The following is a 15023-nucleotide window of genomic DNA, read 5'->3' on the forward strand; positions in this document are numbered from 1 at the left end:
GTGGCGCCGCTCCAGCCGGCGCGCTGCCCAACGGCGCCTGCGCCCTGACGTCCGACGCCCGACCCACGCTCGATGCCGGCACTTGATACAAATCATGCCGACGGCTCACGACGCCCGCCGTTTGTCACCCGCCCTGCCCCGAACACGTGGCTGCCGGTACAATCGCGGTAATGACCACGCATGGGGACGTTACAGAATGACAGTGCAAGACGCTGCACCGGCGCCGGATACGGCGGCCGTACGTACTTATCTTCTCGGGCTTCAGGACCGCATCGTCGAGACGCTCGAACGTCTGGACGGCAAACGCTTCTTCGCCGACGACTGGCAACGCCCGGCCGACAGCCCCCTGCGTGGCGACGGTCGCACCCGCGTTCTCGACGACGGCGACTTCTTCGAGCGCGGCGGCGTGAACTTCTCCCACGTGCTCGGCGACAAGCTGCCGGGCTCGGCGAGTGCATCGCGCCCCGAACTGGCCGGACGCGGCTTCGAGGCGCTCGGCGTCTCGCTCGTGATGCATCCGCGCAATCCTTACTGTCCCACGGTGCACTTCAATGTGCGCATCCTGATCGCCACCGCGCCCGGCGAAGCGCCGGCGTTCTGGTTCGGCGGCGGCATGGACCTCACGCCCTACTACGCGTTCGAAGAGGACTGCCGGCACTTTCACCAGACCTGCAAGAACGCGCTCGATCCGTTCGGCGCCGAGTGGTATCCGCGCTTCAAGACGTGGTGCGACGAGTATTTCTACCTGAAACATCGTCAGGAACCGCGCGGCATCGGCGGCATCTTCTTCGACGACTTCTCGGGCGGTGGCTTCGACACGGGCTTCGCCGTCATGCAAAGCGTGGGCGACGCCTTCCTCGATGCCTACGTGCCGATCGTCGAGCGCCGCCGCGGCATGCCGTACGGCGAGCACGAGCGCGATTTTCAGGCGCACCGGCGCGGCCGCTACGTCGAATTCAACCTGGTCTGGGACCGAGGTACGCACTTCGGCCTGCAGTCGGGCGGACGCACCGAGTCGATTCTGATGTCGATGCCGCCGATCGTGAAGTGGCACTACGACTGGAAGCCGGCGCCGGGCACGCCCGAGGCGAAGCTGTACACGGACTTCCTCGTGCGCCGCGAGTGGGTGTAAAGGCTGGCAGCGCATGACCGTCTTCTCCACTGCCGCGAACGCGGCACCGGGCGCCAAACGGCGGCGCATCGGTGTGCTGGGCGGCACGTTCGACCCGATCCACACCGGTCATCTCGCCCTTGGCGCCCTGTTCGCCCACACCCTGGCGCTCGATGAACTGGTGCTCATGCCCGCCGGCCAGCAACCTCAGAAACAGGGCAGCACCACCGCCGAGCACCGTCTGGCCATGACGCGGCTGGCCGCCGAAGGGCTGGCGGCCGATCTGGCGCGCACGCACCCGGCCACGCAACTGATCGTCAGCACGCGCGAAATCGAGCGTGCGGGGCCGAGCTACACCGTCGACACGCTACGTGAGCTGCGCGGCGATATCGGCCCCGAGGCGTCGCTCTCGCTGCTGATCGGCTCGGACCAGTTGGTGCGGCTCGATACGTGGCACGCCTGGCGCGAATTATTCGATTACGCGCACGTCTGCGCGGCGGCGCGCCCCGGTTTCAGCCGCGAGGCGGCGTCCCCGACACTGCGCCAGGTCTTCGCCGAGCGGGAGAAGTCCGCGCTCGGGGTACAATCCACGCCATGCGGCGGCATCCTGATCGACGACTCCCTGGCCGTCGACATCTCCGCCACCGAGTTGCGCGCCACGCTGGCGCACGCGCGAGACGCGGCCACGCCCCCGGCGAACCTGCCCGAATCCGTGTGGCAGTACATCCGCGCGCAGCACCTGTATCGCGCCTGACGCGCCCGCGGCCCCACGCGGGCCCCGACACGCGCACCCCGTTTCACCCAAAAAACGCACTATGGATATTCGCAAACTGCAGCGCCTCATCGTCGACGCCCTCGAAGACGTCAAGGCTCAGGACATCAAGGTTTTCAACACCTCGCATCTCACCGCACTGTTCGACCGCGTGGTCATCGCGAGCGGCACCTCCAACCGCCAGACCAAGGCACTCGCCGCGAGCGTGCGGGACAAGGTCAAGGCCGGCGGCGGCGACATCGTCAGCATGGAAGGCGAAGATGTGGGCGAATGGGTACTGGTCGACACGGGCGATGCCATCGTGCACATCATGCAGCCGGCGCTGCGCCAGTACTACAACCTGGAAGAAATCTGGGGCGAGAAGCCCGTGCGCCTGAAGGCGGCGGGCACGAAGGCCGGCGCCAAGGCAAGCGCGCAAGCGGACGAGGAGGACGAGGAGGACGAAGACGCCGCCGCCGAAGCGCCCGCCCCCGCCCGCCGCAAGGCCAAGTAAGCCGCGACGCCTCGCGCCATGCGTCTGTTCATCCTCGCCGTCGGGCACAAGATGCCCGGCTGGATCGAGACGGCCTTCGCCGAGTACGCCAAGCGCATGCCGCCCGAGCTGCGCATCGAACTCAAGGAAATCAAGCCGGAGCAACGCTCCAACTCCCGCACGGCCGAGACGGTCATGGCCGCCGAGGCACAGCGCATCGAAGCGGCCCTGCCGCGCGGCTGCCGCCTCGTCTGCCTGGACGAGCGCGGGCAGGATCTCACCACCATGCGTCTGGCCCAGTCGCTCACGACGTGGCAGCAGGACGGCCGCGACGTCGCGTTCGTGATCGGTGGCGCCGACGGATTAGACCCCGCCCTCAAATCGCGCGCCGACACCCTTATCCGCCTGTCCAGCCTCACCCTGCCGCACGGCATGGTGCGCGTGCTGCTCGCCGAGCAGCTCTATCGCGCATGGAGCATCAACGCCAACCACCCCTATCACCGGGTGTGAGGCGGCATGCCCGGCCAGCCGCGCGGCCGGGTGTCTCCGCCGCTGTCAATCCCCGCAAGACGCCGTCATACAACACGCGTTGTGCGCCGCCAGTGGAAAAAACATGTCGACGTGTTAGTCTACGCGCGCTATAGCGTTCGCACCGCGAACAACAGACTTCTCGTGAACCATCGGAGATTGGCATGAAGCAACCTTCCCTGCGTAAATTCGCCCTGGCCGGCGCTGCGGCGGCAATGGCGCTCGGCATGAGCACCTCGGCCCTGGCCGCCACCGAGATCCAGTTCTGGCACTCGATGGAATCGGCCCTCGGCGAGCGCGTGAACCAGATCGCCAACGACTTCAACGCATCGCAAAGCGACTACAAGATCGTGCCCATCTACAAGGGCAATTACGAACAGGGTCTGGCGGCCGGCATCGCGGCCTTCCGCGCCGGCAACGCCCCGGCGATCCTGCAGGTATACGAAGTGGGCACCGCCACGATGATGCAGGCCAAGAAGGCCGTGAAGCCGGTGTGGGAAGTGATGAAGGACGCCGGCGAGCCGTTCGACGAGAAGGCGTTCGTGCCGACCGTGGCGAGCTACTACGCCGACAGCAAGACGAACCACCTCGTCTCGATGCCGTTCAACAGCTCGACGCCGGTGCTGTACTACAACAAGGACGCCTTCAAGAAGGCCGGCCTCGACCCGAACACCCCGCCCAAGACCTGGGCCGACGTAAAGGCCGACGCCCAGAAACTCAAGGCCGCCGGTCTGGCATGCGGCTTCACCATGGGCTGGCAGAGCTGGACGCAGCTCGAGAACTACAGCGCGTGGCACGCCCTGCCGTTCGCGACCCGGAACAACGGCTTCGACGGCCTCGACGCCAAGCTCGAATTCAACGGCCCGCAGCAGGTCAAGCACATCCAGTTCCTGGCCGACATGGCCAAGGAAGGCACGTTCACGTACGTGGGCCGCAAGGATGAAGTGACCTCGAAGTTCTACAGCGGCGATTGCGGTATCGCCATGACGACCTCGGGCGCGCTCGCCAACATCGCCAAGTACGCCAAGTTCAGCTACGGCGTGGGCATGATGCCGTACGACGCCGACGTGAAGGGCGCGCCGCAAAACGCCATCATCGGCGGCGCCAGCCTGTGGGTGCTCGGCGGCAAGTCGCCGGCCGAGTACAAGGGCGTGGCCAAGTTCCTGAACTACCTCGCCTCGCCGGCCGTGGCGGCCAAGTGGCACCAGGACACGGGCTATCTGCCGGTGACGAAGGCCGCCTACGAGCTGACCGAGAAGCAGGGCTTCTACGCGAAGCACCCGGGCGCCGACATGGCCATCAAGCAGATGCTCAACAAGCCGCCCCTGCCGTTCACGCGCGGCCTGCGCCTGGGCAACATGCCGCAGATCCGTACGGTGATCGACGAGGAACTCGAAGGCGTGTGGAGCGGCAAGCAGGCGCCGAAGGCCGCACTCGACAAGGCGGTCTCGCGTGGCGACGACCTGCTGCGCCGCTTCGAGAAGTCGGGGAGCTAAACCGCTCCCGCCACCCGTGGTGCGCCAGATGCAGGCTTTTCCTGCCTTCGGCGCGCCCATGGCGACGCTACAATGACGCCACCCGGCCCGCCCTCCGCGCGGGCCGGTTTCGCTTTTTTTCCGGCAACACGTTATGGCGCATAACACCAGAGAACGCCCTCGCTTCGGAACCGGCTGGCTGCCCTACGCTCTCGTAGCGCCGCAGCTCTTCATCACGGTCGTGTTCTTCCTTTGGCCCGCGGGCGAGGCCCTGTGGCAGTCGACCTCGGCTCAGGACGCCTTCGGGCTGTCGAGCCAGTTCGTCGGCATCGACAATTTCACCGCGCTGTTGAGCGACGCGCTCTATCTCGCGTCGTTTCGCACCACGATGATCTTCAGCGGCCTGGTCACGGTCTGCGGGCTGGTCATTTCGCTGCTGCTCGCCGCGATGGCCGACCGGGTGACGCGCGGCAAGCGCACCTACCAGACGCTGCTCATCTGGCCGTACGCCGTCGCACCGGCCATTGCCGCCGTGCTGTGGGCCTTCCTGTTCAACCCGAGCATCGGCCTCGTCACCTATGGCCTCGCGAAGCTCGGCATCGAGTGGAATCACGCGCTGAACGGCGGACAGGCCATGTTCCTCGTCGTGCTCGCCTCGATCTGGAAGCAGATCAGCTACAACTTCCTGTTCTTCTACGCCGGCCTGCAGGCCATTCCACGCTCGCTCGTGGAAGCGGCGGCGATCGACGGCGCGGGACCGGTGCGCCGCTTCTTCGGGCTGGTGCTCCCGCTGATCTCGCCGACGACGTTCTTCCTGCTCGTGGTCAACCTCGTGTACTCGTTCTTCGACACTTTCCCGGTGATCGATGCGGCCACCGGCGGCGGCCCGGGTCAGTCGACCATGACGCTGATCTACAAGATCTACTCGGAAGGCTTCAAGGGGCTCGACCTCGGCAGCTCGGCGGCGCAATCGGTGGTGCTGATGGCGATCGTCATCGTGCTCACGGTCGTGCAGTTCCGCTTCATCGAACGCAAGGTGCAATACGCATGATCGAGAATCGTCGCGGCCTGGATATCTTCTGCCACGTCATGCTGGTGAGCGGCGTGCTGCTGGTGGTCTTTCCGCTCTATGTGGCGTTCGTCGCCGCCACCATGAACGAGCGCGAAATCTTCAACGTGCCCCTGTCGCTGGTGCCGAGCACGCACCTGTTCCAGAACCTCTCCACCGTCTGGAACCAGGGCACGGGCGATTCGGCCATGCCGTTCGGCCTGATGCTCGGCAACAGCCTGCTCATGGCGCTGGTCATCACGATCGGCAAGATCTCGGTGTCGATCCTGTCGGCGTTCGCCATCGTGTATTTCCGCTTCCCGTTGCGCAACCTGTTCTTCTGGCTGATCTTCGTCACGCTGATGCTGCCGGTCGAAGTGCGGATCTTCCCGACGGTGCAGGTCATCTCGAGCCTCGGGCTGATCAACAGCTACGTGGGCCTGACCGTGCCGCTCATCGCTTCGGCCACGGCCACGTTCCTGTTCCGGCAGTTCTTCATGACGCTGCCCGACGAGCTCGTGGAAGCCGCGCGCATCGACGGCGCCGGCCCGATGCGCTTCTTCTTCGATGTGCTGCTGCCGCTGTCGAAGACCAACATCGCGGCGCTGTTCGTCATCACCTTCATCTACGGTTGGAATCAGTACCTGTGGCCGATTCTGGTGACCAACGCGCCATCGATGACGACGGCCGTCGTGGGCATCAAGAGCATGATCGGCAGTGGCGACACCGCCACGCAATGGCAGCTCGTCATGAGCGCCACGCTGCTCGCCATGCTGCCGCCGCTCGCGGTGGTTCTGCTCATGCAGCGCTGGTTCGTGCGTGGTCTGGTCGATTCGGAAAAGTAATCATGGCAAATCTCAAACTCCATAGCGTCAAGAAAACCTACGACCAAAAGAACTACGTCCTGCATGGCGTCGACATCGACATCCAGGACGGCGAATTCGTGGTCATCGTGGGGCCGTCGGGCTGCGGCAAGTCGACGCTGCTGCGCATGGTCGCCGGCCTCGAGTCGGTGAGCGAAGGCAGCATCCTGATCGGCTCGCAGGTCGTCAACCAGCTGGAACCGAAGGATCGCAACATCGCGATGGTGTTCCAGAACTACGCCCTGTATCCGCACATGAACGTACGCGAGAACATGTCGTACGGCCTGAAGATCCGGGGTATCGACAAGAAGGCGATCGAGGAGCGCGTGCTCGCCGCGGCGCGCATTCTCGAGCTCGAACCGCTGCTCGCCCGCAAGCCGCGCGAGCTCTCGGGCGGTCAGCGTCAGCGCGTGGCGATGGGCCGTGCCATCGTGCGCGAGCCGGCCGTCTTCCTGTTCGACGAACCGCTCTCGAACCTCGACGCGAAGCTGCGCGTGCAAATGCGCCTGGAAATCCAACGCCTGCACAAGCGCCTGAAGACCACCAGCCTGTACGTGACGCACGATCAGGTCGAAGCCATGACGCTGGCCGATCGCGTGATCGTCATGAACAAGGGCTACGCCGAGCAGATCGGCACGCCGTCGGACGTGTACGAGCGCCCGGCGTCGCTGTTCGTGGCGAGCTTCATGGGCTCGCCCGCGATGAACCTGCTCAAGGGGCGCGTGGATACGGAAGGCCGCACCTTCCAGGTCGACGGCGGCGGCCCCTCGCTGCGCCTGCCGCCGACGAGCCTGGCCCACGCCAACCGCGAACTGGTGCTCGGCGTGCGTCCGGAGCACCTGGTGCCGGCCGAACAGAAGGACGGCATCGGCGCGTTCGCCGCGCAGACGAGCATCCTCGTCGATCAGCTCGAACTTCTGGGCGCCGACAACCTCGCGCATGGCCGCTGGGGCGAGCAGCCCGTGACGGTGCGCCTGCCGCATGAACTGCGTCCGGCCGCGGGCACGATCGTGCCGCTGGCCATCTCGGCGCGCTCGCTGCATCTGTTCGATCCGTCGACCGGCAAGCGGGTGGAGGCATGAGCGATACCTCGTCCTCCCACCTGTGGCCCGCCTGGCCGTATCCGCGCATCGTCTCGCACCGCGGCGGCGGCAAGCTGGCCCCCGAGAACACGCTCGCGGCCTTCGAGATGGGCGCTTCGCTCGGCCTGCACATGGTCGAATTCGACGCCAAACTGTCGGCCGATAACGTCGTCTTCCTGCTGCACGACGACACGGTCGATCGCACGAGCGACGGGCACGGGGCGGCCGCGCAGATGACCTATGCCGAAATCGAGAAGCTCGACGCCGGCAGCTGGTTCGACGCGCGCTTTGCCGGGCAGAAGATGCCCACGCTCGCGCAGGTCGCCGAGCGCTGCGAGGCGCTGGGCCTGGCGGCCAACGTCGAGATCAAGCCATGCCCGGGACGCGAGGCCGAGACGGGCAAGCGGGTGGCCGAAGCGGTCAGGACGCTGTGGGCCGGACAGGCCGTGCAACCGCTGCTCTCGTCGTTCTCGTACGAGGCGCTCGAAGCGGCCGCCGCCGCGGCGCCAGAGCTGCCGCGCGGCATGCTCTACGAAGCGGTGCCGGCCCATTGGCGCGACGATGCACGCAAGCTCGGCACCGTCTCGCTGCATGCGAGCCACAAGCATCTCGATGGCCCGCAGGTCGCCGAAATCAAGGCTTACGGCCTGCAAATGCTCGTCTACACCGTCAACGACCCGGCCCGCGCCCGCGAGCTCGCGGCGTGGGGTGTGGACGCCATCTGCACCGACCGCATCGACCTGATAGGCGACGACTTCCTCACCGCCGCCTGAGCCAGCCCACAACCGCCTCCCGGAGTGGCCCAGTCGGGTCTTTCGGGCCGCGCCCGTGTCCTCGCCGCGCCCTGCTGGCGGGCGTGGGCGCAAGGCGGCATAATAGGGCGTCCCCCTCGCCCAGCCTATACAGCGGCCCGGTGCACCAAGCCTCTTTGGCGTGCCGGGCTGGACGAATTCAAGCCAAGCCGCCATGCCGTACATCTATCTCGCTTCGCAAAGCCCCCGCCGTCAGGAATTGCTGCACCAGCTCGGCGTTCGTTTCGAGCTGCTGCTGCCTCAGGCGGACGAGGACGCCGAAGCGCTCGAAGCCGTGCTGCCCGGCGAGCCGCCCGACGACTACGTGCAGCGCGTCACGCGCGCCAAGGCCGAAGCGGCGCTTGCGCGCTTGTCGCGCGCCGGACTGCCCGGCGCGCCGATCCTCGCGGCCGACACCACCGTCTGTCTTGACGGCACCATCCTGGGCAAGCCGTTCGACGACGCCGATGCGTGCGCCGTGCTCGCCCGCCTGTCGGGCACGCGTCATCGCGTGCTGACGGCTGTGGCCGTCTGCGCCGACGGCAAGATTCACCAGGCGGTGAACATCTCGCATGTCTGGTTCCGTCCGCTGCGCCGCGACGAAATCGAGCACTACGTCGCCTCGGGCGAGCCGCGCGGCAAGGCCGGCGCTTACGGCATTCAGGGCAAGGCTGCCGAATTCGTCATGCGCATCGACGGCAGCTACTCGGGCATCATGGGCTTGCCGCTTTGCGAGACCGCCGCGCTCTTGCGCCAGGCGGGCGTCGACTTCTGACGCGCACCGAATCCGCCACGCATTTCGAGTCTGGTCGACACTTTATGAACGAAGACATTCTGGTCAACATCACGCCGCAGGAAACCCGTGTGGCGCTCATGCAGCTCGGCGCCGTGCAGGAACTGCACATCGAGCGCACGCTCTCGCGCGGCCTGGTCGGCAACATCTATCTGGGCAAGGTCGTGCGCGTGCTGCCCGGCATGCAATCGGCCTTCATCGACATCGGCCTGGAGCGCGCGGCGTTCCTGCACGTGGCGGACATCTGGCATCCGCGCGTGAACAACGACACGTCGGTGCCGCATCCGCAGCCCCCGATCGAGAAGACCGTCTTCGAGGGGCAGACGCTCATGGTGCAGGTCATCAAGGATCCGATCGGCACGAAGGGCGCGCGACTGTCCACGCAGATCAGCATTGCCGGGCGCACGCTCGTGTATCTGCCGCAGGAGCCGCATATCGGCATCTCGCAGCGCATCGAGAGCGAGACGGAGCGCGAGGCGCTGCGCAGCAAGATCCAGGCACTCGTACCGGCAGACGAAAAGGGCGGTTTCATCGTGCGCACCATCGCCGAGGATGCCGCCGACGCGGAGCTCGCCAACGACATCGCCTACCTGCGCAAGTCGTGGCAGACCATCGGCGAGCAGAGCACGCGCATGCCGGCGCCCGCGCTGCTGTATCAGGACCTGAATCTCGCTCAGCGCGTGCTGCGCGACTTCGTGCACGAGGACACCGGCAAGATCCTCGTCGATTCGCGCGAGACGTTCCAGAAGCTCGCGGAATTCGCCGCGACCTATACGCCGGCGGTACTCGGCAAGCTCACGCATTACACCGGCGAGCGGCCGCTGTTCGATCTGTACAACGTGGAGACGGAAATCGAACGGGCGTTGTCGCGCCGCGTCGATCTGAAGTCCGGCGGTTACCTGATGATCGATCAGACCGAGGCGATGACGACCATCGACGTGAACACCGGCGGCTACGTCGGTGCGCGCAACTTCGACGACACGATATTCAAGACCAACCTCGAAGCGGCGCTGATGATCGCGCGCCAGTTGCGGCTGCGCAATCTCGGCGGGATCATCATCATCGACTTCATCGACATGGAAAGTGCCGAGCATCGCGATTCGGTGCTGGCCGAGCTCAAGAAGGCGCTCGCGCGCGACCGCACGCGCATCACCGTGAACGGCTTCTCACAACTGGGCCTCGTGGAAATGACCCGCAAGCGCACGCGCGAGTCGCTCGCTCACGTGCTGTGCGAGCCGTGTGCCGTGTGCCAGGGCAAGGGCCAGGTGAAGACGCCCCGCACGCTGTGCTACGACATCCTGCGCGAGATTCTGCGCGAATCGCGTCAGTTCAACCCGCGCGAATTCCGGTTGATCGCCTCGCAGGAAGTCGTCGATCTCTTCCTCGAAGAAGAATCGCAGCATCTGGCGATGCTCATCGACTTCATCGGCAAGCCGATCTCCCTGCAAGTCGAATCGACGTTCCACCAGGAACAGTACGACATCATTCTGATGTAACGTTACCCGGCGCCACGCGCGCCTCGAGCTCATGCCTTACACGAACTACGACAACCTGGCGGCATCCAGCGAGGCGCTCGACAAGCATGCCGTCGCCCGCCATTCGACCTGGGTCAGCATCTGGGTCAATGTCGTGCTCACCACCGCACAGATCGTCATCGGCGTCTTCGCCCGTTCGCAGGCGTTGATCGCCGACGGCATCCACTCGCTCTCGGACATCGTCTCCGACTTCGTGGTGCTGGCCGCCGCGCGCGGCAGCGCACGCGCTCCCGACGCCGATCACCCCTACGGCCACAACCGCTACGAGAACGCGGCGTCGCTGTTCCTTGGCGTGATTCTGCTGGCCGTCGGTGCAGGCATGCTGTGGCGCGGCGTGGAGCGGCTGCTGCACCCGGAGGACATTCCGGAAGTGCACACCGTCGCCCTGCTCGTTGCCGTGTTCGTGCTGATCTCGAAGGAAGGCCTTTTCCGCTATATGCTGCGCGCCGCCCAGCGCGTGCGCTCGGCCATGCTCGTGGCCAACGCCTGGCATGCGCGCTCTGACGCCCTCTCCTCGCTCGTCGTCGCCTGCGGCATTCTCGGCAACCTCGCCGGCTATCGCATTCTCGACCCGCTCGCCGCGGCGCTCGTGGGACTGATGATCGGCCGCACCGGCTGGAAATTCGGCTGGAATGCGCTGCAGGATCTGATCGATCGTGGCGTGGACGACAGTACGACCGTCAACATCCGCACGCAACTCACGGACACACCGGGGGTGCGCGCCATCGACATGTTGCGGACTCGCCGCATGGGCGACCAGATCGTCGTGGACGTGCATATCCTCGTCGACGGACGCCTGTCCGTCTCCGAAGGCCACTACATCGCCGAGCAGGCCCGCGCCGCCGTGATGCGCGAGCCGGAAATCCTCGACGTGCTCGTTCACGTCGACCCGGAAAGCGACACCAAGGGCACCGCCTTGCAGCAGTGGCCCGCACGCGCGGTCGTCGTGGGCGCCGCCGAAGTACTCTGCCGCGCCAACGCGCTGGCGCTGCACGACGTGAAGCTGCACTACCTCGATAACGGGCTGGAAGCGGACGTGCTCGTCGAGGGGCTGGGCGAAGCCGCAAGCGCCGGGATGCACGGCGGCATCGAGCCTGCATCGCAGACGGTCGCCGACGCGCTGGCCGCCCGCTTCGGCCTGCGGCACGTGCGGGTGCTGCGTATCACGGGTGAGACATCCGTCGTCTCGGGTGAAGCTCGCGTTGCGGTGGACACCGAAAAAACCGCGACCGCCGGGACCTCCGCCGACTGACGGAAGGCCCAGGGCGGCCGCGAGCGTTGCGCGGCGTCGCCAGGCGGCCATCGACGGTCTGCCGACTGCCTGGCGACGGTCCGCGCCGATCAGTCTTCGTGGCGGTAATCCGCGAACAGCATGCCGAGCTTGTCCTTATCCGAGACGATCGGGGTGATACCGTCGAGCGGCCAGGGAATTGCCAGCGTCGGGTCATCCCAGCGAATGCAGCGCTCGTACTGCGGCGCCCAGTAGTCGGTGGTCTTGTAGAGCACTTCCGCACTCTCCGAGGTCACCACGAAACCGTGCGCGAAGCCGGCGGGGATCCACAATTGTCGATGATCCTCGGCCCGCAGCACCTCCGACACCCATTTTCCAAACGTTGGCGCTCCTTTGCGCAGGTCAAGCGCGACATCGAATATCTCGCCTTGCAATACCCGGATGAGCTTCCCCTGAGGTTGCTTGACCTGATAGTGCAGGCCACGCAGCACGCCGCGCGCCGAGCGAGACTGGTTGTCCTGCACGAACGTGAGGCGCTCGCCGAGCGCATCGTCGAACTGGCGCTGGTTGAAGCTCTCGAAGAAATAGCCGCGCGAGTCGCCGAACACCCTGGGTTCGACCACTTTGACGTCGGCAATGGCGGTGGCAATCAGTTGCATGAGTTGACCTTAAACGGGACGATCAGAATACGCGCTCGTTGAGCATGGCGAGCAGATACTGGCCGTAGCCGGTCTTCGCCAGCGGTTGGGCCAGGGCTTCGATGGCGGCGGCGTCGATCCAACCGCGGCGGAATGCGATTTCCTCCGGACAGGCGACCTTGAGTCCCTGGCGCGATTCGATTGTCTGGATAAACGTGCTCGCCTCCAGCATCGATTCGTGCGTACCGGTATCGAGCCAAGCGTAGCCACGCCCCATGATCTGTACGTTAAGCTTGCCGCGACGCAGATACTCATTGTTGACGTCCGTGATCTCCAGCTCTCCACGCGCCGACGGCTTGATCGAGCGCGCGATGTCGATCACGTCGTTGTCGCAGAAGTACAACCCCGTCACGGCGTAACGCGACTTCGGCGCTTTCGGCTTCTCGACGAGTTCGATTGCCTTTCCGCTATCGTCGAATGTCACCACGCCATAGCGCTCGGGATCGTGCACCGGATACGCAAACACGGAAGCACCGTCGGTCTTGGCGTTGGCGGCCGAAAGCAGCCCGGCGAAGTCATGCCCATAGAAAAGATTGTCGCCGAGCACCAGGGCGCAAGGATCGTTGCCGATGAAATCGGCGCCGATCAGGAACGCCTGTGCCAGACCGTCCGGCGAGGGCTGCACTGCGTATTGCAGATTCAGCCCCCATTGGCTGCCGTCACCGAGGAGCTGCTCGAAGCGCGGCGTGTCCTGCGGCGTCGAAATGATCAGCACGTCGCGAATCCCCGCCAGCATCAGCGTGGTGAGCGGGTAATAGATCATCGGCTTGTCGTAGACCGGCAGCAACTGCTTGGAGACCGCCAGCGTCGCCGGGTACAAGCGGGTGCCGGATCCGCCGGCGAGAATGATGCCTTTGCGTTTGATGCTCATACGTGCCTCAATCTTTCTTCTGATAATGCGTTTCGATCCAGCGCTGGTATTCGCCCGACTGCACCTGGCGCACCCATTCGCCGTTGGCCAGATACCACTGCACCGTCTTGCGCATACCGGTTTCGAACGTCTGCGCCGGACGCCAGCCCAGCTCGCGCTCCAGTTTGCGTGCGTCGATGGCATAGCGACGATCGTGCCCCGGACGGTCCGTCACGAAAGTGATCTGGTCGCCATACGACTTGCCGTCGGCACGCGGCGACAGTTCGTCGAGCAGCGTGCACAGATGCTTCACCACCGACAGGTTGTTCTGCTCGTTCCACCCGCCCACGTTGTACACCTCGCCGAGCGCACCGCGGGCGAGCACCTCGCGAATGGCCGAGCAGTGGTCGCCCACATACAGCCAGTCGCGCACGTTGCTGCCGTCGCCGTAGATCGGCAGCGGCTTGCCGGCGAGCGCATTGGCGATCACCAGCGGAATCAGCTTCTCGGGGAATTGATAGGGACCGTAGTTGTTCGAACAGTTGGTCGTCAGCGTGGGCAGTCCATACGTGTGATGGTAGGCACGCACGAGGTGGTCGGAACCGGCCTTCGACGCCGAATACGGACTGTTCGGTGCATACGGCGTCGTCTCGGTGAACGCGGGATCGGTCGGGCTCAGAGAACCGTAGACTTCGTCGGTCGAGACATGAAGGAAGCGGAAGGCGTCACGCGCCTCACCGTCGAGCGTGCTCCAGTAGGCGCGCGCGGCTTCGAGCATCGTGAACGTGCCCACGACATTCGTCTGCACGAAGTCTGCCGGACCATGAATGGAGCGGTCGACGTGGCTTTCCGCCGCGAAATGTACGACGGCACGGGGCTGGTGCTCGGCATACAGTCGGTCGAGCGCATTGCGATCGCAAATGTCGACCTGCGAAAAATGGTGACGAGGATCGCGCTCCAGGCTCGCCAGATTCGCAAGATTACCGGCGTAAGTCAGCTTGTCGATGGTCAAGACCGGTTCGTCGTTTTGCGCGAGCCAGTCAAGGACGAAATTCGCGCCGATGAAGCCGGCGCCGCCAGTCACGAAGATCATAGATGTCAGACTTTTGTGAGAAGTAGGTTTAGCGGGTGCGCGGCACGCGTCCCATCAGAAAGAATTCGTCGTTCGGCCGCATCGAAATGGCATTCGCGATGCGGTTGGACATACCGAAAAACGCGGTGATCGCGGCGATGTCCCAGATGTCCTCGTCGTCCAGACCGTGCTCGCGCAATGCGGCATAATCGTCGTCGCCAACTTCGTGGGAGCGCTCGCACACCTTCATGGCGTACGCGAGAATCGCCTTCTGACGCGCCGTCAGATCGGCCTTCAGATAGTTGACGGCCACCTGGTCGGCGAGCAACGGTTGCCTCTCGTAAATGCGCACCAGCGCGCCGTGCGCGACCACGCAGTACAGACACTGGTTCGCAGCGCTCGTGGCCACCACGATCATCTCGCGCTCGCCCTTGCTGAGATTGCCGTCCTTGAGCATCAACGCGTCGTGATACGCGAAAAACGCCCGGAACTCGTCGGGACGGTGCGCCAGCGTGAGGAACACGTTCGGAATGAAGCCGGCCTTCTCCTGCACTTCGTCGATACGCGCGCGAATATCGGTCGGCAACGCGGCCAGATCCGGCACGGGGAAACGACTGATTGGCGGCTGGCGCATCGCGATCTCCTGGTAGGACGCTGGTATGAGCTGATATGTGCCGATGGTCCGACGGGGACGGCGGCCGG

The 15023-nt window shown here is 65.2% G+C and carries 16 protein-coding genes; 12 read left to right on the forward strand and 4 right to left on the reverse strand.

The features are described 5' to 3' along the window. Positions 1 to 196 precede the first annotated feature (196 nt). The 12 genes from hemF (at position 197) to RO07_RS19505 (ending at position 11722) form a co-directional block, all read left to right on the forward strand. Positions 197 to 1132 carry an oxygen-dependent coproporphyrinogen oxidase gene (gene hemF / locus RO07_RS19450; RefSeq protein ID WP_052266735.1) on the forward strand — a complete coding sequence of 312 codons (936 nt, stop codon included), beginning with the start codon at positions 197 to 199 and terminating at the stop codon, positions 1130 to 1132. Positions 1133 to 1145: 13 nt separating this feature from the next. After that, positions 1146 to 1865: a nicotinate-nucleotide adenylyltransferase gene (locus RO07_RS19455; RefSeq protein WP_039404978.1), complete on the forward strand. Its 720-nt coding sequence runs from the start codon at positions 1146 to 1148 to the stop codon at positions 1863 to 1865. Between the two features lie 61 nt (positions 1866 to 1926). Beyond that, positions 1927 to 2376, forward strand: coding sequence for a ribosome silencing factor (rsfS, locus tag RO07_RS19460; RefSeq protein ID WP_039404982.1), 450 nt, complete (start codon positions 1927 to 1929; stop codon positions 2374 to 2376). 18 nt (positions 2377 to 2394) lie between these two features. Further along, complete coding sequence (gene rlmH / locus RO07_RS19465; RefSeq protein ID WP_039404985.1) at positions 2395 to 2865, forward strand: 23S rRNA (pseudouridine(1915)-N(3))-methyltransferase RlmH; 471 nt, start codon at positions 2395 to 2397, stop codon at positions 2863 to 2865. A 182-nt stretch (positions 2866 to 3047) separates the two neighbouring features. Next, positions 3048 to 4379 (forward strand): sn-glycerol-3-phosphate ABC transporter substrate-binding protein UgpB, encoded by a 1332-nt coding sequence (gene ugpB / locus RO07_RS19470; RefSeq protein WP_039404988.1) that lies wholly within the window; start codon positions 3048 to 3050, stop codon positions 4377 to 4379. 133 nt (positions 4380 to 4512) lie between these two features. Continuing rightward, the gene (gene ugpA / locus RO07_RS19475) at positions 4513 to 5409 is read left to right on the forward strand and encodes a sn-glycerol-3-phosphate ABC transporter permease UgpA (protein ID WP_039404991.1); all 897 of its coding nucleotides are present in this window, start codon (positions 4513 to 4515) and stop codon (positions 5407 to 5409) included. Further along, complete coding sequence (ugpE, locus tag RO07_RS19480; protein ID WP_039404993.1) at positions 5406 to 6251, forward strand: sn-glycerol-3-phosphate ABC transporter permease UgpE; 846 nt, start codon at positions 5406 to 5408, stop codon at positions 6249 to 6251. Before ugpA ends, ugpE begins: the two co-directional genes overlap by 4 nt. Before the next feature lie 2 nt (positions 6252 to 6253). Further along, a complete protein-coding gene (locus tag RO07_RS19485) occupies positions 6254 to 7351 on the forward strand; it encodes a sn-glycerol-3-phosphate import ATP-binding protein UgpC (RefSeq protein WP_039404995.1) in 1098 nt (365 codons plus the stop codon). Beyond that, entirely contained in the window at positions 7348 to 8124 is a 777-nt protein-coding gene (ugpQ, locus tag RO07_RS19490) for a glycerophosphodiester phosphodiesterase (protein WP_039404997.1), read from the forward strand. The genes RO07_RS19485 and ugpQ overlap by 4 nt, the downstream gene beginning before the upstream one ends. 193 nt (positions 8125 to 8317) lie before the next feature. Further along, on the forward strand, positions 8318 to 8917 hold the full coding sequence (locus RO07_RS19495) for a Maf family protein (protein ID WP_039405000.1): 600 nt from the start codon (positions 8318 to 8320) through the stop codon (positions 8915 to 8917). Positions 8918 to 8961: 44 nt separating this feature from the next. After that, positions 8962 to 10431: a ribonuclease G gene (gene rng / locus RO07_RS19500; RefSeq protein WP_039405003.1), complete on the forward strand. Its 1470-nt coding sequence runs from the start codon at positions 8962 to 8964 to the stop codon at positions 10429 to 10431. A 31-nt stretch (positions 10432 to 10462) separates the two neighbouring features. Beyond that, positions 10463 to 11722, forward strand: coding sequence for a cation diffusion facilitator family transporter (locus RO07_RS19505; RefSeq protein ID WP_039405006.1), 1260 nt, complete (start codon positions 10463 to 10465; stop codon positions 11720 to 11722). Between the two features lie 89 nt (positions 11723 to 11811). On the opposite strand, the gene rfbC is transcribed toward RO07_RS19505, so the two are convergent. Genes rfbC through RO07_RS19525 form a run of 4 tightly spaced genes read right to left on the reverse strand, consistent with a single transcriptional unit; the run spans position 11812 to position 14955 of the window. Continuing rightward, positions 11812 to 12360: a dTDP-4-dehydrorhamnose 3,5-epimerase gene (rfbC, locus tag RO07_RS19510; protein WP_039405009.1), complete on the reverse strand. Its 549-nt coding sequence runs from the start codon at positions 12358 to 12360 to the stop codon at positions 11812 to 11814. Between the two features lie 22 nt (positions 12361 to 12382). Next, positions 12383 to 13270: a glucose-1-phosphate thymidylyltransferase RfbA gene (gene rfbA, locus RO07_RS19515; protein ID WP_039405011.1), complete on the reverse strand. Its 888-nt coding sequence runs from the start codon at positions 13268 to 13270 to the stop codon at positions 12383 to 12385. Positions 13271 to 13277: 7 nt separating this feature from the next. Further along, on the reverse strand, positions 13278 to 14342 hold the full coding sequence (gene rfbB, locus RO07_RS19520) for a dTDP-glucose 4,6-dehydratase (RefSeq protein WP_039405014.1): 1065 nt from the start codon (positions 14340 to 14342) through the stop codon (positions 13278 to 13280). A gap of 28 nt (positions 14343 to 14370) precedes the next feature. Beyond that, positions 14371 to 14955 carry a peroxidase-related enzyme gene (locus RO07_RS19525; protein WP_039405017.1) on the reverse strand — a complete coding sequence of 195 codons (585 nt, stop codon included), beginning with the start codon at positions 14953 to 14955 and terminating at the stop codon, positions 14371 to 14373. Between the last annotated feature and the right edge of the window lie 68 nt (positions 14956 to 15023).

The organism is Pandoraea pulmonicola, from assembly GCF_000815105.2.
GTDB lineage: Bacteria > Pseudomonadota > Gammaproteobacteria > Burkholderiales > Burkholderiaceae > Pandoraea > Pandoraea pulmonicola.

Excerpts from the sequence above, each read along its gene's own strand:
- hemF (WP_052266735.1), top strand. The coding sequence starts at position 197 with ATGACAGTGCAAGACGCTGCACCGGCGCCGGATACGGCGGCCGTACGT.
- RO07_RS19455 (WP_039404978.1), top strand. The coding sequence starts at position 1,146 with ATGACCGTCTTCTCCACTGCCGCGAACGCGGCACCGGGCGCCAAACGG.
- rsfS (WP_039404982.1), top strand. The coding sequence starts at position 1,927 with ATGGATATTCGCAAACTGCAGCGCCTCATCGTCGACGCCCTCGAAGAC.
- rlmH (WP_039404985.1), top strand. The coding sequence starts at position 2,395 with ATGCGTCTGTTCATCCTCGCCGTCGGGCACAAGATGCCCGGCTGGATC.
- ugpB (WP_039404988.1), top strand. The coding sequence starts at position 3,048 with ATGAAGCAACCTTCCCTGCGTAAATTCGCCCTGGCCGGCGCTGCGGCG.
- ugpA (WP_039404991.1), top strand. The coding sequence starts at position 4,513 with ATGGCGCATAACACCAGAGAACGCCCTCGCTTCGGAACCGGCTGGCTG.
- ugpE (WP_039404993.1), top strand. The coding sequence starts at position 5,406 with ATGATCGAGAATCGTCGCGGCCTGGATATCTTCTGCCACGTCATGCTG.
- RO07_RS19485 (WP_039404995.1), top strand. The coding sequence starts at position 6,254 with ATGGCAAATCTCAAACTCCATAGCGTCAAGAAAACCTACGACCAAAAG.
- ugpQ (WP_039404997.1), top strand. The coding sequence starts at position 7,348 with ATGAGCGATACCTCGTCCTCCCACCTGTGGCCCGCCTGGCCGTATCCG.
- RO07_RS19495 (WP_039405000.1), top strand. The coding sequence starts at position 8,318 with ATGCCGTACATCTATCTCGCTTCGCAAAGCCCCCGCCGTCAGGAATTG.
- rng (WP_039405003.1), top strand. The coding sequence starts at position 8,962 with ATGAACGAAGACATTCTGGTCAACATCACGCCGCAGGAAACCCGTGTG.
- RO07_RS19505 (WP_039405006.1), top strand. The coding sequence starts at position 10,463 with ATGCCTTACACGAACTACGACAACCTGGCGGCATCCAGCGAGGCGCTC.
- rfbC (WP_039405009.1), bottom strand. The coding sequence starts at position 12,360 with ATGCAACTGATTGCCACCGCCATTGCCGACGTCAAAGTGGTCGAACCC.
- rfbA (WP_039405011.1), bottom strand. The coding sequence starts at position 13,270 with ATGAGCATCAAACGCAAAGGCATCATTCTCGCCGGCGGATCCGGCACC.
- rfbB (WP_039405014.1), bottom strand. The coding sequence starts at position 14,342 with ATGATCTTCGTGACTGGCGGCGCCGGCTTCATCGGCGCGAATTTCGTC.
- RO07_RS19525 (WP_039405017.1), bottom strand. The coding sequence starts at position 14,955 with ATGCGCCAGCCGCCAATCAGTCGTTTCCCCGTGCCGGATCTGGCCGCG.